This is a genomic window from Lysobacter sp. CA196 (assembly GCF_052078695.1).
Lineage (GTDB): Bacteria > Pseudomonadota > Gammaproteobacteria > Xanthomonadales > Xanthomonadaceae > Lysobacter.
On record NZ_JBQJIN010000003.1, the window covers coordinates 60634 to 84860 of the forward strand.

Consider the following 24227-nt stretch of genomic DNA (forward strand, 5'->3'; position numbering starts at 1 on the left):
ACAACCGGATAGGCCCGGCCAGGAAGCCGGGCCTATCCGTTGAGGCCGTGCCGATGCCCCGCCTGTATCGAATCGGCCCGCGCCGCACCGGACTCCGGTGCGGCGCATACGATCAGGACTTCAGGAACTCCAGCAAGTCCTGGTTGAGTTTTTCCTTGTGGGTGTCGGTCAGGCCGTGCGGAGCGCCGGGGTAGACCACCAGTTTGCTGTTCTTGACCAGTTTGGCCGAGGCGCGTGCGGCCGCATCGATCGGCACGACCTGGTCGTCGTCGCCGTGCAGGATCAGGGTCGGCACGTCGAACTTCTTCAGGTCTTCGGTGAAGTCGGTTTCCGAGAACGCCTTGATGCTGTCGTAGGTGTTCTTGTGGCCGCCCTGCATGCCCTGGACCCAGAACGAATCGATCATGCCCTGCGATTGCTTCGCGCCGGGACGGTTGAAGCCGAAGAACGGGCCGCCGGCGAGGTCCTGGTACAACTGCGAGCGGTCGGCGATGGAGCCTGCGCGCAGGCCGTCGAACACTTCCTTCGGCAGGCCGCCGGGGTTGGCGTCGGTCTTGAGCATCAGCGGCGGCACCGCCGAGATCAGGCCGGCCTTCTTGACCCGCTGGGTGCCGTGACGGCCGATGTAGCGCGCGACTTCGCCGCCGCCGGTGGAGAAGCCGAACAGGGTCGCACCCTGGATGTCGAGATGTTCGAGCAACTGGGCCAGGTCGTCGGCGTAGTGGTCCATGTCGTTGCCGTCCCAGGGCTGGCTGGAGCGGCCGTGGCCGCGACGGTCATGGGCGATGGTGCGATAGCCGTGATCGGCGAGAAACAGCATCTGCGCTTCCCAACTGTCGGCGCTCAGCGGCCAGCCGTGGCTGAAGACCACCGGCTCGCCGTCGCGCGGGCCCCAGTCCTTGTAATAGATCTGCACGCCGTCTTTGGTGGTGAAAGTGCCCATGGTGTCGCTCCTGTGCGGTGGGGAATAGGGAAGTGTGGTCGATGCGGGCGACACCGGCGTTGACCGGCGTCGCAGGGACTCGCTTTGAACTCGTAGCGTCAACTGCGAAAGATGAAATCAGGGCGCGGTATCGACGAGCACCAGTTCGGCATCGTCGATCGCGACGACGCGGATCGCGCCTTCGTTGCGGATCGCCGCACCGTCGCGAACCTGCAGGCGCACGCCGTTGACTTCGACGCTGCCTTTGGCCGGCACCAGATAGCCGTAGCGCTCGCCGGCGAAGACGTATTCCGCCGATTCGCCGGCGGCGAGGGTCAGGCCGAGCACGCGCGCATCGGCGCGGATCGGCAAGCTGTCTTCGTCGCCTTCGATGCCGCTGGCCAGGATGACGAAATGACCGGCGCGGTCGCCCTTCGGAAAGGGCTTGCTGCCCCAGGTCGGCGCGCCGCCGCGCTGATCGGGAATGATCCAGATCTGGAAGATCCGGGTGGTGCCGGATTCGAGGTTGTACTCGGCGTGCTGGATGCCGGTGCCTGCGCTCATGACCTGCACGTCGCCGGCTTCGGTGCGGCCGCGGTTGCCGAGGTTGTCCTGGTGGGTGATGGCGCCGTCGCGGACGTAGGTGATGATCTCCATGTCGGCGTGCGAATGCGGCGGAAAGCCGGTATTGGCCTGGATGGTGTCGTCGTTCCAGACCCGCAGCGCGCCCCAGCCCATGCGCTCGGGATCGCGGTAACCGGAGAACGAGAAGTGATGCTTGGCGTCGAGCCAACCGTGGTCGGCGCCGCCGAGGCTATCAAAGGGGCGAAGTTCGATCATGTCCGTGTCCTCGTGGAGTGGATGCCGTGCGGCTTGAGGAGAACGATAGGCCGATGCGATCAGGTTTAGAATGGAACCGATGGAAAGTCATTCTTTCCAAAAAAGACATGGACACTCGCGATGCAGAAACTGCCCGACCTGGAAGCCTGGGCGATCTTCGCCAAGGTCGCCGAAACCGGATCCTTCGCCCGCACCGCCGCCGAGTTCGGCCTGGCGCAGGCGACCGTGTCCAAGGCGGTCACGCGCCTGGAAACGCGCCTGAAGACGGTGTTGTTCCACCGCACCTCGCGCAAGATGTCGCTGACCGAGAGCGGCCGCGGCGCGCTCGAACGCGCCAGCCGCATCCTCGCCGAGGGCGAGGCGGTGGAGGCCGAGATCACCGCCCAGGCCGCGAGCCCGCGCGGCCAGGTGCGGATCGCCGCGCCGATGTCGTTCGGCATCGCCCATCTGTCGCCCTTGCTGCCGGAGTTCATGGCGCGCTATCCCGACATCGCCCTGGAAATCGTGTTCGACGACGGCGTCACCGACCTCATCGGCGGCGGCTACGACCTGGCTCTGCGGATCTCGACCCTGGCCGATTCGAGCCTGTTGGCGCGGCGCTTGTGCGGCGTGCGCATTCTGTTGGTCGCTTCGCCGGCGTATCTGCAGCGACGCGGGCGGCCGAAACATCCGCGGCAACTGGCCGATCACGACGCGTTGTTCTATACCTATTCGCGCTTCGGTAATGCCTGGCGTTTCAACCACAAGCGCCACGGCGATTTCTCGATCAGCGTGGCGACGCCGCTGCGCGTGAACAACGCCGAGGCATTGAATCCCGCGCTGCTGGCAGGGCAGGGCCTGGCGCTGCAGCCCGAGTTCCTGGTCTGGCGCGAACTGCGCAACGGCAAGCTCGAAGTGGTGATGCCGGAGTGGGCGCCGCCGCCGATCGCCTTGCACGTGGTCACGCCGCCGGGCCGCATGCGCCCGACGCGCGTGCAGGTCCTGATCGATTACCTGGCGCGCAAATTCGAGAAGGCGCCGTGGGCCGAGCCGGGCGAGTGAAGCCGTCTGCGACTCAGGCCGCGACTCAGGCGCGATCGGCTTCCAATGCAGCGGTCGGGTTCGTGCGCGCCCGCCGCGCCGAGATCAGCATCTGCGCGGCGGCGTACAAGGTCACTGCCAGCACCAGCCAGCGCAGCCATTCCAGCGGCAACGACTTGACCAGGAACGCGGCGATCAACACCCCGGGGATGCCGCCCAGGGCCAGGCCCAAGGCGGCGCGCAGATCGTAACGGCCGCTGCGCACGAAGGCCGCGCCGCCCACCGGCATCAGGAAGGCGCAGGCGCCCATCATGATCGGGAAGGCCGCAAGCGGGTTCATGCCCAGCAGGCTGACCAGGATCAGGCACGGCGCGTACAGGCCGATGCCGAGCATCATCAAGGCACCCAAGACGAAGCTCGCGGCGATGGCGAAAGCGAGCGTCGCGCCGGACAGGCCCAGCGCTTCGCCGCCGCCGGGCAGCCATTGCAGGTTGGTGGCGAGAAACAACAACGCCGAGACCAGTAGGGCGATGCCCATGCCGATCTGGATCGCGCGCTTCGGCAGCCGCGCCACCACCCGCACGCCGGCCCAGGCGCCCAACACCGCGGCAGCGATCATCCCGGCCAGAGTGACGAAGTCGACGCTGACCACGGCGATGAAGATCAGGGCCTGGGCGATGGTCGGCAAGGCATGGCCGACGTTCAAGGTGCCGGGAATGCGATCGTCGGCGACCCGGCCGCGCAGTTTGAAGATCGCGGTGGTGGTGGCGAAGGAACCGATGCCGAGGGTGTCGAAGAAGTTCGCGACCAGGCCGGTCGACCAATCGCCGGGTCGGGGCCGCGGCGATTCGCCGGCTGCCGGGTCGCGCTTGCGGCGGTCGCGTTCCAGACCGTACCAACGCCAGGCATAGGCCAATGCGAGCAAGGCCAGGGCCGTCCAAAGTACCGCGACCTCGAGGCTCGGACGGTTCATGACGACGCCCCGGCCAGCGATGGCAAACGCGAGGGCAAACGGCTTTCGATTTCGACGGACATGGCGCCTCCCGACACGACCGGGCCATGGTCGGACCCGCGCGCCGACGCGGCTTGTGTCGCTTACGCGCTCCGGATGCGGATAACGGCACAGTCGTCGGGTCGCGATGGCGCTCGCACGGCTGGCTCAAGCCGACCGCAAGACTGGAAAGGCAGGGCGACCGGCCCGCGGCGTCACGCCGTTACCGCCCGTAAAGGTGACCTGCGTCACTTGTCGGGACGATTGCAGCGGACGGGGTAGGGATCGGCGCTGCTGCCTCGTCTCTATAGAGGAACGCTAGCTCATGCCCTGCGGGGTGCGATGCCGACGGCGACGAGCGCCATTCTTTCAAGGACGACAGACCATGACCCGCCTTCCGCCTCGCATCGCCCGTGCGCGTGCTCACGGCACGCAACCGAACGCGTCGGCTTCCGGGACGAAGCCGGCACTCGCCAAGGACGGCGAGGGCGCGTGCGCGCACCGCGCCACCGCGCCGTTGACCGCGGCGGTGGTACTGGTGGCCGCACTTTCGGCTTCGCCGAGCCAGGGACAAATCATCGCGGCGCCGGAAGCGCCCGCGACACAGCGCCCGGTGTTGCTGACCGCACCCAACGGCGTGCCCCTGGTCAACATCCAGACACCGTCGGCGGCCGGTGTCAGCCGCAACGTCTACCAGCAGTTCAATGTCGGCCCCGAAGGCGCGATCCTCAATAACAGCCGCGGCAATGTGCAGACCCAACTCGGCGGCTGGGTGCAGGGCAATCCCAACCTCGCCACCGGGCCGGCGCGGATCATCCTCAACGAGGTCAACGGCGGCGATGCGAGCCGCCTGCGCGGCTATCTCGAAGTCGGCGGCCAGCGCGCTGAGGTGATCATCGCCAACCCGGCCGGCATCGCCGTCGACGGCGGCGGTTTCATCAACGCCAGCCGCGCCACCCTGACTACCGGCACACCGCAGTTCAACTCGTTCGGCGGCCTCGACAGCTTCCTGGTCCGCGGCGGCACCATCACCATCGACGGCAAGGGCCTGGACGCCAGCAAGACCGACTACGCCGCGATCCTCGCCCGCGCGGTGCAGGCCAATGCCGGCATCTGGGCCAGCGAGCTCAAGCTCGTTACCGGCGCGAATCGGATCTCCGCCGATCACGCCCAGATCGCCGCGGCGGACACCTCCGGCAACGCGCCGACCTATGCCTTGGACGTCGCCGCGTTGGGCGGCATGTACGCCGGCAAGATCGTGCTGGTCGGCACCGAAGCCGGACTCGGCGTGCGCAACGCCGGCACCGTGCAGGCGGCCTCGACCTCGGCGACGCCACTCGCCGGCGCCGGCCAACTCGTCGTCACCAGCGCCGGACGCCTGGAAAACATCGGCAGCCTGCAGGCCACGACCGACGCGAGCCTGAGCGCATCGACGTTCGACAACAGTGGCCGCGTGTCCAGCGGCGCGAACCTCAAGATTGCGACCCAGGGCGCCCTCAACAACCGCATCGGCGAGCGGGGCGGCACGCTCGAAGGCTCGCGTCTGGAGTTGAACAGCGCGGGCGATCTCGATAACCGCGGCGGCACCTTGCGCCAGACCAGCGCTGCGGCATTGGCCTTGAATGCGCCGAGCCTGAGCAACCGCGGCGGCAGCATCGGCCTGGAACCGATCGCACAGACACCCACGCCGGGCACCGGGCCTGGCCATGGCGGCGGTACGCCGCCGACCACACCCGGCAACGGTGGCGGTACTCCTGGCACCGGTGAGGGCGGTGGCGTCGTGCCGCCGCCGTACCAGCCGCCGTCGCCGGGGGTGATCGCCACGGCCGGCACCTTGCGCAACGACGGCGGGCGCATCCATGCCGGCGGTGCGATCTCGCTGCAGAGCGCAAACCTGGACAACCAGGGCGGCACTCTCAGTCTGGCCGACATGACGATCAGCCAGCCGCGTTTCGACAACCGCGGCGGCACGCTCAACATCAGCAACGTCTTCAACGCCCAGGTCGAGCAATTCGACAACAGCGGCGGCAAGCTCAATGCCGGCCGCTTGAACATCGCCGCGAGCGGCGACTTGCTCAATCGCGACGGCACGCTGACCAGCGCCAGCGACGCCCAGCTCTCGGTCGGCGGAACACTCGACAACAGCGGCGGCACCATCGCCGCGACCGGCGCGCTGAGCGCAGCGGTGACCGGCGCGGCGATCAACAACGCGGGCACCTTGATCGCCAATCGCGATATCGGCCTGAGCGCCGCCGCGCTCGACAACACCAAGGGCAGCATCCAGTCGGCGCAGGCGGACACGCGCTTGAACGTGGTCGGTGCCCTGAGCAACGCCCAGGGCCAGATCGGCGCGGCCGGCGACCTGCAGTTGCAGGCCGGCAGCCTGGCCAACAGCGGCAGCCTGCGCGGTGCCCGCGACGTCACCGTGGTCAGCGGCGGCGTCTTCAATAACGACGGCAGCCTCACCGCCGGCCGCAACGCCAGCGTCGCCGCCGGCAGTCTGCAAGGCGGAAGCACCGGCGTGCTCGGCGCCGGCATCCAGGCCGACGGCAAACTCGCCGGCGCCGGCGAATTGCAGGTCACCACCCGCGGCGCCCTGGTCGCCCACGGCACCCAGCTCGCCGCCGGCAAGGCGAGCCTGCAGGGCGCGAGCGTCGATGTTTCCGCGGGCCAGACCAGTGCCGCCGAGATCGCGCTGACCGCTACTCAAGGCAACGTCGACACCAGCCGCGCCACCGTCGCCACCGCCGGCCGCTTGAGCGTCGTCGCCAACGCCAACGCTGCGCAAACCGTGATCAACCAAGCCGGCAAGCTCCATGCCGGCGAACTCGACCTCCGCGCCGCCAATATCGCCAACACCCAGGGCGGCGAGATCGTCCAGACCGGTACAGCGGCCAGCACGCTCGCGGTGAGCGGCACGCTGAACAACGACGGCGGCCGCATCGCCAGCAACGGGCAGGATCTGGCGCTGCAGGGCGCAGCCATCAGCAATCGCGGCGGCAAGATCGAACACGCCGGCAGCGGCGCGCTGAAGATCGCCGGCGGCCGTTTCGACGGCGACAATGGGCAGATCACCGGCAACGGCGGCTTGCTCATCGAGCTGGCCGGCGCCTTCAATCAGGACGGCGGCAAGACCAGCGCCAAGCAGATCGTCATCGACGCCGGCGCGCTGAGCAATCGCGGCGGGCAGATCGTCCAGACCGGCACCGGCACGACCCACATCGGCGTGCGCGGCGCGCTCGACAACAGCGGCGGCATCCTCGCCAGCAACGGCCAGACCCTAGTCGCCGCCGGTAGCCTCAACAACCGGGCCGGCACTCTGCGTGCGGCCGAAGGCTCGGCGCTCAGCCTCAGCGTCGACGGCTTGCTCGACAACAGCCTCAAGGGCGAGATCGGCGCCGGTGGCAAGGTCGACGTGCAGGCGGGAGGTTTGAACAACGACAGCGGCCGCATCACTTCGGTCGGCGATGTCGCCGTCGATGCGCGCAACGGCGCCGCCACCAATCTCGGCGGCACCATCGCCGGCAACGGCAACACCCGCCTCCAGGCCGCCAGCCTCGACAACAGCGGCGGCACCGTCGCCGCGGTGCGCGGCCATCTCGACATCGCCACTGCCGGCCTGACCCGCAACGACGGCGGCAGCCTGCAGGCCGGCGCCAGCACCACGCTCGCCAACGGCGGCTTGAGCAATCGCGGCGGCAAGGTGTTCGGCGACAGCCTGTCGGTCGACACCCGCGGCAACGCGCTCGACAACAGCGGCAAGGGGGCGCTCGCGGCGACCAACACCGTCGCGCTGAAATCCGGCGCCTTGAACAACGACAGCGGCGTGATCCAGTCCGGCAAGGCGATGAGCATCGACACCGGCGGCCAGGCCCTGATCAACACCAACGCTGCCGGCGCCAGCAACGGCCGGGGCGGCATCAGCAGCGCCGACACTCTGACCCTCAACGCCGGCGCGGTGAACAACAACGCCGGCTTCATCGGCGCCAAGCAGGCGCTGGTCGCGAACACCGGCGCGGTCGGCAACAGCGGCGGCACGGTGCTGGGCGAAAGCAGCATCCGCATCGACACCCATGGCGCGACCTACGACAACCGCGGCGGCCAGACCCAGGCCAAGGGCGATCTGACCCTCAGCGCCGGCGCGATCGACAACATCGGCGCGCTGATCCGTTCGCTCGGCACGACCACGCTCAACAGCGGGAATCTGATCAACGCCGGCAGCTCGGGCGCGAACCAGGGCATCGAAGGCCGCAACGTCGCGATCAACAGCGGCGGCCTCGACAACACTTCCGGTGCGATCCGCGCCGATGCCAACGTCACCATCGCCAGCGGCAGCACTGTCGACAATCGCGGCGGGCTGATCTCGGCCGGCGATACCGTCGCGATCGTCGATCCCAACGCCGCCAACCCGGCGGCGAAGACGCTCAACCTGATCAACGGCAACGGCACCCTGGTCGCCGACAAATTGCTCAAGATCGACGCCGCGCGCTTCAGCGGCGATGGCCGTGCGGTGTCCGGCAAGGACCTCAGCATCGCCCTGACCCAGGACGTGGTGAACCACGGCGAGGTCGGCGCCAACGGCAACGTCAGTTACACCACCACCGGCGACTTCACCAACAACGGCAAGCTCGTTGCCGGTGCGACCCTGACCGTGGCCGGCCGCAACGTCGCCAACAACGCCGGCGCCGAGATCGCCGGCCAGACCACCATCGTCCGCGCCGCCGACACCCTGAGCAACCGCGGCCTGATCGACGGCCACGACACCCGCCTCGACGCCGGCACCGTCAGCAACATCGGCACCGGCCGCATCTACGGCGACGTGGTTTCGATCGGCGCCGGCACCGTCAACAACGATGCCGAAAGCGTCGGCGGCACGATCAAGGCCGGCACCATCGCCGCGCGCAACAGCCTCGACATCGGCGCGGGCACCGTCAACAACCGCGAGCACGCGCTGATCTTCAGCGGCGGCGACCTGTTCATCGGCGGCGCGCTCAACGGCGAGCGCGAGGCGACCGGGCAGGGCGGCACGCTCAACAACTTCAGTGCCGACATCGAGTCCCTCGGCGACCTGTCGATCGCGATGGGACGGATCAACAACTGGGACGTGCATATCCGCAAGGGCCCGCAGGCAACGCCGGCGAAGGCGCCGACGGTACTGCTCGCGCCGATCGGCGGCAGTGGCTTCTACACCCTCGACCAGGTCATCTTCGTCATGGGCTCGCCGATCGTGTATCTGCGCAACCCCGATGGCACTGCGGGGCAATTGCTGACGGTTGAAGGCTTCGGCCTGTGGACGACCTCGTATGCGGTCACCGAAGACACTGCGACCGACGTCTACCCCTCGCGCATCGTCGCCGGCGGCGACATGGCGCTGTCCGGCGCCGTGCACAACAAGAGCAGCAAGATCATCGCCGGCGGCACCCTGACCGCCAGCGACGTCACCAACGAAGGTTTGACCGGCAACCGCCGCATCGTCAGCTCGACGATCGTCATGAACCACAAGGGCGAGTTCCAGGGCAGCGTCAGCCACCCCGACATCAACGAAACCATCGACCTGGAGAAGTACACCCCGCTGCAGAACGTCAACGCGGTGCAGGGCTACAACCCGGGCGCGGCCGGTACGGCCAACGTCGACGCACGCGGCGGCGGGGCTGGCGGAGTCAACGGCGGCGCCGGTCCGGGCGCAGTGGTCGAGGTACCGGCCCAGGTCGGTGCGGTAATCCGCGCCTCGGGCGCCAGCGCCGGCACCGCCGGCGGTGCGAATGGCGCCGACGGCACCGGACGCAACGAGAACATCCCGATGGTCGTGCGCACCAGCCTGCCCAATGCGACAGTGCCGCGCGCCAGCCTGTTCGGCCTGCGTCCGGATGCCGGCAGCCGTTATCTGATCGAGACCGATCCGCGCTTCGCCAATCATCGCCAATGGTTGAGCAGCGACTATCTGTTGAGCCGCATGGGCTTCCAGCCCGAGCACCTGCTCAAGCGCCTCGGCGACGGCTTCTACGAACAAAAACTGATCCGCGAGCAGGTCGCCCAGCTCACCGGCTATCGCTATCTCGACGGTTTCGGCAGCGACGAAAGCCAATACACCGCGCTGATGAACGCCGGTGCGACCTTCGCCCAGCAATTCGGCCTGCGCCCGGGCGTGGCCCTGACCGCGGCGCAGATGGCGCAGTTGACCAGCGACATCGTCTGGCTGGTCGAACAGACCGTCAGTCTGCCCGACGGCGGCAGCCAGCGCGTGCTGGTGCCGCAGGTGTACGTGCGCGTGCGTCCCGGCGACATCGACGGCTCCGGTGCCTTGCTCGCCGGCAATGCGGTGCGCATCGGCAGCGCCGGCGACGTGGTCAACACCGGCACCATCGCCGGCCGCGCGCTGGTGTCGATCACCGCCGAAAACGTCAACAATCTCGGCGGCCGCATCGCCGGCGCCAACGTGGCGATCGACGCGCGCAACGACCTCAACAACCTCGGCGGCAGCATCACCGCACGCGACTCGGCGGTGCTGACCGCCGGCCGCGACATCAACATCCGCACCACCACCCAGAACTCGACCGGTCTGCTGACCGGCAGCAACATCGACCGCGTCGCCGGCGTCTATGTCACCGACCCGGGCGGCGTGCTGCTGGCCTCGGCCGAACGCGACCTCAACCTGACCGGCGCGATCCTGGCCAACGTCGGCCAGGGCAGCCGCACCTTGGCCCACGCCGGCCGCGACGTCAATCTCGGCACGGTCGCGCTGTCCACCTCGGCCCATGTCAGCGGCGGCAGCGGCGACACCACCGCCAGCGGCATCGCCGCGCACAGCCGCGAAGTCGGTTCGCAAATCATCGGCGGCGGCAGCGTCGCGATCAGCGCCGGCCACGACGTGCAGGCGCGTGCGGCCCAGGTAGCGGCCGGCGGCACTCTCGCGGTCAGCGCCGAGAACGACATCCGCATCGACGCCGGCCAGTCCGCGAGCGCGATGCTCGCGGTCAGCCACAGCTCGAGCAAGAAGCTGCTCTCGCGCAGCAGCAGCGACAAGCTCGACGGCGAAAACGAAACCCGGGTCATCGGCAGCAGCTTCAGCGGCGACAACGTGGTGATGTCGGCCGGCAACGACCTGGTCGTGCGCGGCAGCGAGGTCGCCGCCGTCAACCAGGCGGTGCTCAGCGCCGGACGCGACGTGCGCATCGAAAGCGCACAGGAGCATTCGCAGTCGGCGAGCTTCGCCTCCAGCAAGAACAGCGGCTTCAAGCGCAACCTGACCGACGGCCTGACCTACAACAAGAGCTCGCGCAGCGAGTTCGAGATCGGCAGCAGTACCGAACAGGTCGGCAGCAGCATCAGCGGCGGCAACGTCAGCATCGAAGCCGGCCGCGATGCCCAGATCATCGCCAGCAACGTCATCGCCGACCGCAACGTCGGCATCACTGCCGGCCGCAACATCGACATCCTCGCCGCGCAGGACACCAGCAACACGATCTCGGCCAGCGACAAGAACGACCGCACCCTCAATCTGCGGGTCGGCTACGCGCCCAAGCAGACCTTGTACAGCCGCACCCGCAAGGGCGAGGACGGCACCGGCCAGTCCAGCACCGCGGTCACCAGCCTGATCAGCGCCAACAACGGCAACCTGAGCCTGTATGCCGGCGCCGACCCCAAGTACGCGGGCACCGGGCAGGGCAATGTGACCACCGAGGGCGCCAACCTGCTGGCCAGGAACCGGGTCAGCATTTCCGGCAACGCGGTCAACCTGATGGCCGCGACTTCGAGTGAGGTCAGCAAGAAGCACAAGGAGAGCAGCGGCCACACCATCGGCGCCGAACTCACCGGCTATGTCGGCGGCGCCATCACCAGCCTGTACAAGCGGGTCGAATCGGCGCGCACCACCAGCGACGACCGCCTGCGCGGCGCGTTGGTGCTGAAGTCCGGCTACGACGCCTACAAGCTGGCCAGCGGCGACAAGATCGCCAACGGGGTCAACAGCTTCGGCCAGGGCCAGGACCCGAGCAAGGTCGCCTCCGCGGTCGCCGCCGGCAGCAGCGAGGCCGCCCTGGCCAACAACCCGTCCGGCGCGGCGTTCGGCATCGCGGTCAGCGAAAGCCGCACCCGCGAGCGTTCCGACACGGCCAAGGTCAGCACCAGCCAGCGCGGCACCAACATCCAGGCCGGCAGCATCGACATCACCGCCCGCGAATCCGACATCAACATCGAAGGCGGCAAGCTGCAGGCGCGCGACATCGTCCTGGACGCCAAGCGCGACATCAACCTGTACGCCGCGCGCAACACCGCCGCGACCCTCGGCACGAGTTCGGGCAGCAACCTGGGCGGCGGCGTCACCTTCGGTTTCGGCTCGCAGAACGGCTTCAGTATCCAGGTCGAGGCGGGCGCCAAGTCGGGCCGCCAGACCGGTTTCGAGGTCAGCCACGACAACACCCTGGTCACCGCGACCGACTCGCTCAAGGTCAAGAGCGGCCGCGACACCAATCTGCGCGGCGCGCAGTTGGCCGGCGACAGCGTCGAGATGAACGTCGGCCGTAATCTCAACATCGAGACCCTGCAGGACGTCACCAGTTACGTCAGCCGCGAAAGCAGCAGCGGTTTCAGCCTCAGCCTGTGCATCCCGCCGATCTGCTACGGCGAGTACGTGTCGGGTTCGGTCAACGCCTCGAGCGATCGCGTCAACCACCTCTACCAGAGCGCGACCGGCCAAAGCGGCATCAGCGCCGGCAAGGGCGGCTACGACATCGTCGTGCGCGGCAACACCGACCTCAAGGGCGGCGCCATCACCAGCACCGCGGCGCCGGACAAAAACAGCCTGACCACCGCCAGCCTGACCACCAGCGACCTGACCAACCAGCAGCAGACCAACTCGTCCAGTTCCAGTCTGAACATGAGTTTCAGCTCGGGGGCTAACGCGTATTCGCAGGGCACCAGCCTGGCCAGCAACGTCCGCTCCAGCGTGATGAGCACGGCGTTGGCGAACATCAACGGCGGTGCCGGCCTGCCGGCCAAGAACGACGAGACCAGCCAGACCCTCAGCGTCATCAGCCCCGGCACCATCAAGATCACCGGCACCGGCAATGCCGAGATCGACGACAAGAGCCGCGACAACGTCGCCACCTTGACCGTCCGCGACCCGGAAACCGCCAACGGGGCCCTGGTCAATACCCTGACCCTGCAGCAGGCTGAGGAGATTCCGAAGCGGCAGCAGGAGGTCAAGGACCGGCAGCGCATCGCCGAGATGGTCGGCGGCGTGATCACCAGCGTGATCGGCGATGTCGCCAGCAAGTACGAATGGAAGGAGGGCAGCCCGCAGAAGATCGTGCTGCACGGTCTGGCCGGCCTGGTGCGGGCCAAGCTCGGCGACGGTAACGCGGCCATCGGTGCCGCGGCCGGTGCCGTCAATGAAGCGCTGTTGCCGGTGATGGCCAAGTTCCTCAAGGAAAACGGCTACGACTACAACGCCGCCGGGCTCAGCGAAGCCGACAAGAAGCGCATCAAGGCCGAGTACGACGACCTGTTGCTCGCCGGCTCGACCATGCTCGGCGCCGCCATCGGTGCCTCCGGCGGCGATACCGCCCTGGGCGCGAACGTGGCCAATGCGGCGACCTCGAACAATTACCTCAAGCACCCCGAGATCCAGCAGTGGATCAAGAGCAACAACGCCTGCAAGACCGGCGATGCCGCCGCATGCCGGGCGCGCGACGACCTCAACAAGCTCGACGCCGGCCGCCAGGCTGAGCTGAACGTCGCCTGCGCTTCGCCCGATTCGCCGCAGTGCCGCTCCAAGATCGGCGAGGCCACCGCCGCCTACGAGCAGATCCAAGAGCAGCAGTCGGCGATGCGCAACGCCTACATCAACGGTTTGATCACCGGCAAGGACTACAAGGACTACATCGACAAGAGCAATCTCGAAGTCCGCGATATCGCCGCGCCGGTCGCCGATTGGGCTTACCAACTGTCGCGCGGCGACAGCGACAACCTGTACTGGGCGATCTTCAAGCAATACGACAGCGTCAGGTCCGGCAACGACATCGCCAACGCCTGGGGCACCGGCCAGCCGCCGCGCAACCCGGTAGGCACCAGCCTGGGCGATGTCGCCAGCGTGGGGCCGTTGTTGGGAGCCGGCGCCGGTGCCGGCAGCGCCAAGAAGGTCCAGGAGATCGTCGAATCGCTGCCGGGCGCGGGCGAGATCAAGACGGTCAAGGAAACCTTGAACGATCTGCCGAACTACAGCGGATCCATCAAGACCTATACCGCCACGACCTACAAGGATGCCGCAGGCAACGAAATCGCCGCCGGGCACATCCCCTCGTCGAAGGACCTGCAGTGGAACCTGCCTACCCAGCGGACCGGCGATACGGTTCGCGATGCGCCGGTCCTGTCGCACAAGGACGGCAGCATCTGGTCGCCGGACAACAAAAAGCGCGGCGCGCTGGCCGAAGAAGTGCTGGATCGCAACGAACGCGGCATGGGCCTGCACAACAACGAGCGGGTGGTCGACGTCTTCGACGAGATCCTGGGCGATGCGGTCAGCATCAAAAGCTATGATTGGAATACCGCCTCGCGCATCAACAACCCGAACGCCGCCGAGTCGACGATCAAGGGGCAGATCCAGCAGTTGATCGACTACGAAGGCACCGGAAGCAAAGGGCTGGTCGGCAACAAGGCCTTCAAGATCGAAGCCACCGACATCAAGCGCAAGGCGTTCGAGCTCGTCCTGCCCTCCGAGGGCGGCACGCCGCAGCAGATGGCCGCTATCAACCGGGCCTTGCAGTACGGGCGCGACAATGGTGTGGTGATCCGAGTCTTCAGGGCAAAATGAACCATGGAACGATGTGAACAAGGCGCCGCGGTGTATCTGCGGCGCAGCGGGCAGTTGCTGATACTGGCGCAGTCGCGCGCCTCCAACGGCTTGCTCGGCGGGCACGGAACATTCGCCAAGCTGCAGGTCGACGCCACCGACGAGGCGCTCGGCGCCGCGCTGCGGGCGCGCCTCGAAGACAGGAAGCCGGGCTTTCATCACCCGCATATGCATCGGGAGAAGGAAGCCTTCCAGGCGGTCATGGCCGAGTACCGCAAGGACCGCGGGGTCGAGTCGGACAAGGCCTTCTTCAAAGGCACCCGGATCGTATCGGTCGATGTCTATGCCGACCGCATCGAGTTTCGCTCCGGCGACAACACCGTGGCGGACGCGCCGTGGATCAAGGACCCGCCGCCGTTGCAGGTCGCGCCCGATGCCTCCGACCTCGAACTGGCCTCGGCGCTCCGGCGTGCCCTGGACATCGCCCAGGCCTAGCTCGCGCTCGCTGCCAGCCAGTTCATCCATCGCACACCCGGCTGCACTGCTCGCGGGCGGTCAGGAGAAGTTCTTGAACGGATTCATTCGCGGCTCGATGCGAGCCACCACCCGCGCGACGCTCATGGCCTGCGCGGTGTCGGTGCCGACGCTCGCCTCGGCCCAGGTCGCCACCACCCCGCAGCCGATCATCGAGCAGCAGCGCCAACAGGAGCGCGAGCGGGCCCTGCGCGAGCAGAACGAGCGCAGCATCGACGAGCGCCTGCCGACCGCGGTGGCGGCGCCGACCCAGCGCATTCCCGCCTCCGAGTCGCCGTGTTTCCGCATCGACCGGGTAGTGCTGGTCGGCGATCGCGCCGAGTCCTTCCAGTGGGCGCTCGATCGTCTCGACGGCCCGGACGGCGACGACCCGGCGCTGGGCCGTTGCCTCGGCACCGACGGCGTCAACGTGGTCATGGAACGCGTCCAGGCCGCGGTGATCGCCAAGGGCTGGGTGACTACGCGCGTGCTCGCCGCGCCGCAGGACCTGTCGAAAGGGACGCTGACATTGACCTTGCTGCCCGGGCGCATCGCTGCGATCCGGCTCGGCGCCGACTCGGTGTCGCCGCTGCTCGGCAGTTCGGCGCTGTTGCTCGGCGCGATTCCGGCCCGCGTCGGCGATCTGCTGAATCTGCGCGACATCGAACAGGGCCTGGAGAACCTCAAGCGCGCGCCCACCGCCGACGCCGACATCAAGATCGAGCCGTCCAGCGCCAAGGACGCCAAGCCCGGCGACAGCGACCTGGTGGTCAAGTACGTGCAACCGCGTCACTGGCGGGTGAGCCTGAACCTCGACGACAGCGGCACCGATTCGACCGGCCGCAACCAGGGCGGCGCGACCTTGTCGCTGGACAATCCCTTCGGGCTCAACGACCTGTTCTACGTCAGCGCCAACCACGGCGTCGCCAGCCCCTTGTTCCACGGCGCCGCCAAGGGCAACGAGAGCCAGACCGCGCATTACTCCTTGCCGTACGGCTATTGGGCGCTGGCCCTGACCGCATCGCAGAGCGAATACCACCAGCGAGTCGCCGGCCTCAACCAGGCCTATGTCTATTCGGGCGAGAGCGGCAACGGCGAGATCAAGCTCTCGCGTCTGCTGTACCGCGACCAGCACCGCAAGACCGCGATGGCGCTCAAGGCCTTTCGTCGATCCTCGCGCAACTTCGTCGACGACACCGAGATCGAAGTGCAGCACCGCGTGGTCGGGGGCTGGGAGCTGAGCCTCAACCACAAGGAGTTCGTCGGCAGCGCGACTCTGGAAGCCACCGTCGCCCACAAGCGCGGCACCGGCGCCTTCGGTTCCATCGTCTCTCCCGAACAGAGCTTCGGCGAAGGCACGTCGCGCATGAAGCTATACACCGCCGAAGTCAGCCTCACCGCACCGTTCAAGCTCAAGCTCGCCGGCAGCGAGCGCCGGCTACGCTATGTCGGCTTGGTACGTGCGCAATGGAACCGCACGCCGCTGACCCCGCAGGATCGGTTCGCGATCGGCGGGCGCTATTCGGTGCGCGGCTTCGACGGCGAAACCAGCCTGGTCAGCGACCGCGGCTGGCTGATCCGCAACGACCTCGGCTGGGTCCCGGGGCAGGGCGGCACCGAACTGTATGTCGGTATCGATTACGGACGCGTCGGCGGCCGCTCGGTCGCCGAGCTGATCGGCCGCGACCTCGCCGGCGGCGTGGTCGGCGCACGCGGCGGTTGGAAGCGTTTGAGCTACGACCTGTTCGCCGGTGCACCTATCTCCAAGCCGCGCGGCTATCCGACCGCCGACATCACTCTGGGCTTCAATCTCAGCGCGAGCTTCTAGGTTCCCAAGTGGGGGATTTAGCGCTGAATTACGGGGGCTGGAAGGTCCCGGTTGACACATACCGACCATATGGTATGTTCGTGCTATGGCCAGGCCGACCAAACAATCGCCCGAACGCGGCAACGCCCGGACCCGCCTGCTGGAGGCGGCCCGCGACGTGATCCGTACGAAGGGTTTCGCCGCCACCACCGTGGACGACATCTGCCGGGCGGCCGACGTCACCAAGGGCGCGTTCTTCCATCACTTCGCCAGCAAGGACGCGCTGGGCCTCGCCGCGGCCGAATTCTGGGCCGAGACCACCAGCGAATTCTTCGCCGCTGCGCCGTACCACCAGCCGGCCGACGCACTGCAACGGGTCCTGGCCTACGTCGCCTTCCGCAAGGCGATCATCGTGGGCGAGATCGACGAATTCAGTTGCCTGGTCGGCACCATGGCCCAGGAGGTCCACGCGACTTCGCCGGACATCCGCGATGCCTGCGGCCGCAGCATCTTCGGCCATGCGGCCACGCTTGAGGCCGACATCGAAACCGCGCGGCGCGATCGCGGCATCGCCGACGACTGGACCGCGGCGAGCCTCGCGCGGCATACCCAGACCGTCATCCAGGGCGGATTCGTCCTCGCCAAGGCGGGCAACGACCCGCGGCTCGCGCGCGAAAGCCTCGACCATCTCGACCGCTATATCCGACATCTGTTTCGCCTCACCCAGGAACCGCCCTTATGAGCGCAACCACGACAGCGACCACGCCAGGCAGCGCGGCGATCGGATGCGCCTGCGGACGCACCCGGCTCGAAGCGGTCGGTGCGCCGATCCTGGTGTCGGAGTGCCTGTGCGACTCTTGCAAAGCCGCGGCGAAGCGCCTCGCCGCGCTGCCAGGCGCCCGCGATATCCGCACCGCGCATGGCGCGACCGCGTGCGCGGAATACCGCAAGGACCGGGTCCGGTTCGTGTCCGGTACCGAGCATCTCGCCGAGTTCCGCCTGTCCCCCGATGCGGGCACCCGCCGCGTCGTCGCCACCTGCTGCAACACGCCGGTGTTCCTCGAACTCAAGGGCGCGCACTGGCTCAGCATGTACCTGCATCTGTGGCCGCAGCAGACGCGGCCCAAAGCGCAGATGCGCACGATGGTCGGCGACCTGGCCGATGCCTCGTATCTGCCGGACGACATTGCGAACTTGAACAGCCAGTCGCTGTCCTTCTACGCCAAGCTGTTCGGCGCCTGGATCGCGATGGGATTGCGCAACCCGAAGATCGAAGTGAAGGAGAAGCTCGATGCCTGACGACAAGATCGAAATCGAGAACATCGCCAGCCCCGGTCGCACCACCCGGGTCGATCGCGCCAAATACCTGGCCATGCGCAAGGCGCTGCTGGCCGTATTGCCGAGCAAGCCGCCCGGCCTGAAGGTCGCGGACGCGAAGCAGGCGCTGCTGCCGCAGTTGCCCGACGAGTTGTTCCCACAAGGCAAGACCGCGGGCTGGTGGCTCAAGGCGGTGCAGCTCGACCTCGAAGCCAAGGGCGTCATCCAGCGGGCGCCGGACACGCCGGTCCAGTTGTATCTGCAACGCAAGGGCTGACCACTCTGCGGCGGTCGGGGCAGGGCGTTCGTCCTCGATGGGCCGACGCGAAAGCCCGGCTATCGGCCAACGAGACGAGAGTGGGTAAACCGTTGCTGCAGCGCATCGTGCGGCTTCATGATCGCGCTCACAATTCAGGTGCGTCGACAATCGCGTAATCGGGCCTTGGCGTGGTCCGCAATCGCCGTGCGCTTGCCGCGTTGTATCTTCCGAGCGCGGCAACCTGCCGCAAAGCTCAAAGGGAGGATCGCGATGCATCGTTTCAAGTTGATCGTATTGGGAACCTTGTTGGCGATGTCGGCCGGTACCGCCAGCAGTTCCGCCGGTTGCTTCTGTTCGGTCGTCTACTACAACGATGCCGGCACGGTCGTCGGCATACGCCAGCCCGCCAGCTGCGGCGATCCGGGTTGGGGCGTGGTCACCAACAAGTCCAAGGTGTATGCCGGCTGCGTGATGTAAGCGGCGGCATACACGGGGAAGTATCCAGGAGAGTTGGAGTCGCCCGGTGCGCTGGGCGACTCCTTGGAGGTCCCGACCGCAGTCTGTGCGAACCCTGGACTCAGGGCGCCGGACTCCGAGGGGGCTGCTGCTGTTGTTTCTGCCGTGGAGATCTTGCCTCAAGCAAGAGCAAAGCTTCCGTCCGCTGACGCGGCCGGGTTACTTTCTTTTGCTAAGCCCAAAAGTCCCACAGGGAGTTCCTTCGGTCAAAGCTAACCAAAGAAAAGGGCTCTCCTTGCAAGGGCACAAGCCCGCACGATCGAAGCCGACGCAGGGATGCTCCAGACAGGCCATCCATGGCCTGCTTGCGCACGGCCCGCATCCCTGCGGGCCGCCCTACGGGTCTTCATTTGACCGGCAAGCGGAAAGGCGGAAAGCCAGGGATATCGGCAATGGCAGGGCCGCCGCGAGGCTGTTGCAGCGCGGTCGCGGCTTGCGCCGCTCCTACCCAGAAGCGGCATGCCGAGGGAGTGCGGTTGAGGCAAGGATCTTGCTGTTGCTGTGCGCACTGTCGCACTCGCGAAGGCGATTGAAGACCCGAAGGGCGGCGCAGGGATGCGCGCCGTTTTTCATCGGGACAGGGATGTCCCGTATGTATATCCCTGCGTCGGCTTCGCTCGCGCGGGCCTGTGATGCAAAGCAAAGCAACTTCTTTGGTTACCTTTCTTTTGTTGCTTTAGACAAAAGAAAGTAACCCGCCGCTTTAGTGGCGGAAGCTTTTGGCGTTTGATCTTGATCTCGCTTGATTGAGCGATGCGTCGCAAGACCATCGCAGCGCGGTCGCGACTTGCGTCGCTCCTACCCCGCGGAAATACGCCGCTTCGATGAGCGACGTCGGCGTTATCGCCTCTGCGCGTCCCGCGGTCGTGACTCACGCCGCTCCTACAATGGAAGAATGAGCGACGCTCGCCCGACGCGAGCGCCGGATCCCGCCGCATGCCCGTGCGAGCGCAGCCGGGCAGCGACGGCCCGGCGCAAATCGGCTTGATCTTCGAGGACGAGCAGGCGCATCGCGTTAGGCTACTACAGGCCGCCGGCGCGGATCGTCGGGCAGCACCCGCTTCGGGCCATGGGCCGCTCGACAACCTCGCCATAGCGGTCGTGTCGATACCGCCCCTGGCAAAGCGCGAGCGATTCATGGCCGCTGCGGTGCCGGGCCGGCGCCGGCGAAGCGAACCGCCGTGGGGCATCCAGCCTGGACAATTGCGATGGTTTGCCATATGAGGGGACGGTAGGTGCTGGGCTACCGCTACCTGAACCAAGTAGGGTGCCGATGCCCCCGATCGCGAGCGGGCGCGACGATGTCCCGACCAAGGGGGTCGCTTGAATCAGTTGAAGATCGACACAAGGCTCAGGTTGCTGGTCGCGGTCTCGTGTCTGTTCGTCATGGTCGCGGGCGCCGCGGGCATCTTGGGGCTGCGCAGCGTGATGCAGCGCCTGGACACCGTCTACGAAGACCGGACGCTGGCCCTGGGGCACCTGTCCGCGGTGCTGGAAAGCGCCCAGGCGCTGAGGGTGCACCTCCACGGCGAGCTGCCCGCATTCGAGTCCTCCTCGAAGGCGGGGGCCTCCTTCGGTTTGCCCAGCGGACGTTGGCGTTCCTATATGGCGACCCGCATGACCGCGGAAGAGCGCGGACTGGCCGATCAGGCCGATCGGCACGTCGCCGTGTTGGTGCAGAACGCCGGCGCAGTCGTCCTTGCCGGCCAGCGGCGGGGCGAGCCCGGACCAAGCGAGCCCGGAGGAAGCAAGCCGGGACCAAGCGAGCCCCGACCAAGCGAGCCGGACTCCGAAACGACCAGGTTCGGTGCACCCCTGGATGCGCTCATCGCCGACCTGCATCGTTTGATCGAGCTGCAACCGCGGGTCGCCAAGCAACAGCAACAGGCGGCGCAGCAGGACTTCGCCGTAGTCGTCGCGGTCATTACGATCTCGATCCTCGCGTGTCTGTTGGTCGGCATGATGCTGTCGTGGCTGCTGATGCGAGCCTTGCGCAAGCAACGCCTTTCGCAGCGCCTGATCCAGGGGGTGATCGACGAGTATCCGGCCATCGTCTTCGTCAAGGACACGCTCGGCCGCTTGATCCTCACCAACCGCGCCTATGAACGATTCTTCGCCCTTGCTCGTGGCGCGGCGCTCGGGAAGACCGACTTCGATATCATTCCGCACGACGCCGCCCTGCGGGTGCGCGCCAACGACGCCGAAGTGCTGTCGACCGGCCAGGTCAAGGAAGTCGAGGAAGAAGTGCTCGGGGCGGAGGGGCTGCGCATCTTCCAGAGCACCAAGTTTCCGCTGGCCGACGATGCGGGAATCCCTCATTCGATCTGCGGCATCGCGGTCGACATTACCGATCGCCGCGAAGCCGAGAAGTGCGCCGATAAAGCCACCGAGCAATTGCGCGCGCTATGGGACCGGTCGCCCGACTGCTATCTGTTCATCACCCACGAAGGCATCGTCGATGCGAACGAAGCGGCGGTGAAATTGTACGGCGTGTCGTCGAAGGCGGACCTGATCGGTCGTCGCCTGTCGGATCCGTTGATCACGCCAGCGACCCAGCCGGGCGGACAGGACAGCATCGAGTTGGGCAACAGGACGCGAGCCTTCGTGTTGGGGCGGCTGGTGGGCGGGGGCGATCCACCGCTGCCGGAAGGGCTGACCGCGCACGTCGAAGGCGATGTGGTGCACGTGCAATGGCAGCATCTGCGCGGCGGCAGGACGCCGTTCTTCGCCGAAATCGTGATGCACGGAATCCAACTGCGCAATCAGGACGGCGTGTTGGCGATCGTGCGCGACGTAACCCGGCGAAAACTCGCCGAAGATTCGCTGAAAGAGAGCGAGGCCTTCAACAAGCTGCTGTTTCAGGGCTCGCACCGGGCCATGGTGGTCTACGACCCCGAAGGCGCGGGTTTCATCGATTGCAACGAGGCCGCGTTGAGGGTGTACGGCTATGCCAGCCGCGAAGAAGTCCTGGGCAAGACGCCGCTCGACGTTTCGGCGCCGGTCCAGTACGACGGCACCGACTCTCCGACTGCGATGAAGCGCCACGACCAGGACGCGTTAGCGAAGGGGATGGAGAGCTTCCAGTGGCGGCACCGGCGGCCGAACGGCGAGACCTGGGATGCGATGGTCCACCTGATGGCCTTCAGCCACCGTGGCAGACAGATACTGCAGTTTACGCTGGACGACATCACCGAGAGCCGGCGTGCCGAAGCTGCGCTGCGCGAGAGCGAGGAGCGTCTGAGCCTTGCCATCGAGGGTGGCGATCTGGCGACCTGGCGGTACGATATGAAGACCGCGAAGTTGATCGGTTCGGATCGTAACTTCGCAATGTTCGGCATTCCCGGCGATTCGCCTATTTCGATCGAGGGATTCTACAAACTGGTGCACCGTAAAGACCGTGCGCACTGGGAAGCCGCGGTCCAGGAAGCCAGGCGGACGGGGCGGCTCTCGGCCGAGTATCGGGTGTTCTTGCCGAATGGCGAGACGCGCTGGCTGGCAACGCGCGGGCGCCTCTATTTCGACGCCGATGGCATTCCTCTGCATGTCAGCGGCACTACCCAGGATGTCACCGCGCTGATGCAGGCGAAGGAGGATCTGAGTCAGGCCAAGGCCATGGCCGATGCGGCCAATGCGGCCAAGAGCCAGTTCCTCGCCAACATGAGCCACGAGATCCGCACGCCCATGAACGCCATTCTGGGCATGTCGCATCTCGCGCTGAAAGACAGCGCCGACCCGGCGCAGCGCGCCTACCTCGACAAGATCCAGCGTGCCGGCCAACACCTGCTCAGCATCATCAGCGACATCCTGGATATCTCCAAGGTCGAGGCCGGCAAGCTGACCATCGAGCAATCGTACTTCACGCTCTCGCAGCTGTTGGGCGACGTCGCCAGCGTGGTCGGGGACAAAGTCGAAGAAAAGGGCCTGCAGATCCAGTTCGATGTCGCGTCGGACGTGCCTGCGGCGCTGATGGGCGACCGCTTGCGCCTGGGCCAGGTATTGATCAACTACGCCACCAACGCGGTCAAATTCACCGACCGTGGCGGGATCCGGATTTCGGTCGGAGTCGATCAGCGCGATGAGCGCGACATGGTGCTGCGCTTCACCGTGCGCGATACCGGCATCGGCCTCGATCTCGACCAGGCCGGCTTGATATTCGAAGCGTTTCAGCAGGGCGACAGCTCCACCACGCGCAAGTACGAGGGGGCCGGATTGGGCCTGGCGATCTGCAAGAGCCTGGTGGAGCTGATGGGCGGCGAGGTCGGGGTCGACAGCGAGCTCGGCCGCGGCAGCACCTTCTGGTTCACGGCCCGACTCGGCCGCGGCGAGTTGCAGCTCAACGCCGAGGACCTGCCTGCCACAGTGCGGGGCCGGCGCATCCTGGTCGCCGAATGCCACGGCGAACTGTCGAGGATGCTGACCGGCATGGGGTTCACGGTCGCGACCGTCTGCGACGGCAGGAGCGTACTGGCCGCGTTCAAGTCGTCGCTGGAATCCGAAAGGCCGTTCGATGTGGTGGTCCTGGATCTGGATATCCCGCGCCTGGACGGGCCATCGGTGGTGGAGCGCATCAGAGCGTACGCACCGTCGCGGGAGATCCGTCTCATCGCGGTCGCGAGCGCCAAGCGCATGGAGTCGATAGCGCAGGCGGGAGACGTGGGCGGCGTACGGCTGGTCAAACCGATCGAACCTTCGAAAATGGTCGATTCGGTGATCGGCATGATCGGAGCTTCCGAAGCGCCTCTCGCGAGTCCGACGCCAGAGCAGGGCGGCCACGGCGCGCTCATCGGCAAGCGCGTGCTGCTGGTCGAAGACAACGATTTCAACCAGGAAGTGGCGCGAGCGGTCCTGAGCGACGCCGGATTGCAGGTCGACGTGGCCGACGACGGCGCCATCGCGGTCGCCATGGCTCAGGCACAGGTTTACGACATCATTCTGATGGACATGCAGATGCCGGTGATGGATGGGCTGACGGCAACCCGGGAAATCCGCCGGCTGATGCCGGTGCCGCGAGTCCCGATCCTGGCGATGACGGCCAATGTGATGCAGGAAGACCGCAAACGCTGCGCCGATGCGGGCATGGACGACTTCGTCGCCAAACCGATCGATCCCGACGAATTGCTGGACCTGTTGGCCGACTGGATCGGCCGGCAGGGCGGTCGCACCTGAGTGCACGGCCGGGGCGACGATCGCCCATTCGCACCCGCAAGCAGCAACCCCGGCCGGAGCCGGGATTGCGTCAGCGCTCGTCGTGCC

12 protein-coding genes are annotated in these 24227 nt (G+C 66.9%); 9 read left to right on the forward strand and 3 right to left on the reverse strand.

The window, feature by feature from the left end:
* Positions 1-112 precede the first annotated feature (112 nt).
* Positions 113-943, reverse strand: coding sequence for an alpha/beta fold hydrolase (locus tag ACTOWK_RS04280; RefSeq protein ID WP_441328952.1), 831 nt, complete (start codon positions 941-943; stop codon positions 113-115).
* Between the two features lie 117 nt (positions 944-1060).
* The gene (locus ACTOWK_RS04285) at positions 1061-1762 is read right to left on the reverse strand and encodes a pirin family protein (RefSeq protein WP_441328953.1); all 702 of its coding nucleotides are present in this window, start codon (positions 1760-1762) and stop codon (positions 1061-1063) included.
* Between the two features lie 120 nt (positions 1763-1882).
* On the opposite strand from ACTOWK_RS04285, the gene ACTOWK_RS04290 reads away from it, so the two are divergent.
* Positions 1883-2803, forward strand: coding sequence for a LysR substrate-binding domain-containing protein (locus ACTOWK_RS04290; RefSeq protein ID WP_441328954.1), 921 nt, complete (start codon positions 1883-1885; stop codon positions 2801-2803).
* Positions 2804-2828: 25 nt separating this feature from the next.
* Here ACTOWK_RS04290 and ACTOWK_RS04295 read toward each other — a convergent pair whose 3' ends face one another.
* Positions 2829-3923 carry a sulfite exporter TauE/SafE family protein gene (locus ACTOWK_RS04295; protein ID WP_441329117.1) on the reverse strand — a complete coding sequence of 365 codons (1095 nt, stop codon included), beginning with the start codon at positions 3921-3923 and terminating at the stop codon, positions 2829-2831.
* 235 nt (positions 3924-4158) lie between these two features.
* On the opposite strand from ACTOWK_RS04295, the gene ACTOWK_RS04300 reads away from it, so the two are divergent.
* The 8 genes from ACTOWK_RS04300 (at position 4159) to ACTOWK_RS04335 (ending at position 24140) form a co-directional block, all read left to right on the forward strand.
* The gene (locus tag ACTOWK_RS04300; protein ID WP_441328955.1) at positions 4159-14583 is read left to right on the forward strand and encodes a hemagglutinin repeat-containing protein; all 10425 of its coding nucleotides are present in this window, start codon (positions 4159-4161) and stop codon (positions 14581-14583) included.
* 3 nt (positions 14584-14586) lie between these two features.
* Positions 14587-15057 (forward strand): hypothetical protein, encoded by a 471-nt coding sequence (locus ACTOWK_RS04305; RefSeq protein WP_441328956.1) that lies wholly within the window; start codon positions 14587-14589, stop codon positions 15055-15057.
* 73 nt (positions 15058-15130) lie between these two features.
* Positions 15131-16903 (forward strand): ShlB/FhaC/HecB family hemolysin secretion/activation protein, encoded by a 1773-nt coding sequence (locus ACTOWK_RS04310; RefSeq protein WP_441328957.1) that lies wholly within the window; start codon positions 15131-15133, stop codon positions 16901-16903.
* Positions 16904-16988: 85 nt separating this feature from the next.
* Entirely contained in the window at positions 16989-17624 is a 636-nt protein-coding gene (locus ACTOWK_RS04315; protein ID WP_441328958.1) for a TetR/AcrR family transcriptional regulator, read from the forward strand.
* A complete protein-coding gene (locus tag ACTOWK_RS04320) occupies positions 17621-18181 on the forward strand; it encodes a GFA family protein (protein ID WP_441328959.1) in 561 nt (186 codons plus the stop codon). Before ACTOWK_RS04315 ends, ACTOWK_RS04320 begins: the two co-directional genes overlap by 4 nt.
* Entirely contained in the window at positions 18174-18476 is a 303-nt protein-coding gene (locus ACTOWK_RS04325) for a DUF6958 family protein (RefSeq protein ID WP_441328960.1), read from the forward strand. The genes ACTOWK_RS04320 and ACTOWK_RS04325 overlap by 8 nt, the downstream gene beginning before the upstream one ends.
* Positions 18477-18728: 252 nt before the next feature.
* Positions 18729-18935, forward strand: coding sequence for a DUF6289 family protein (locus ACTOWK_RS04330; RefSeq protein ID WP_441328961.1), 207 nt, complete (start codon positions 18729-18731; stop codon positions 18933-18935).
* Positions 18936-20297: 1362 nt separating this feature from the next.
* Positions 20298-24140: a response regulator gene (locus ACTOWK_RS04335; RefSeq protein ID WP_441328962.1), complete on the forward strand. Its 3843-nt coding sequence runs from the start codon at positions 20298-20300 to the stop codon at positions 24138-24140.
* The last annotated feature ends 87 nt before the right edge of the window (positions 24141-24227 follow it).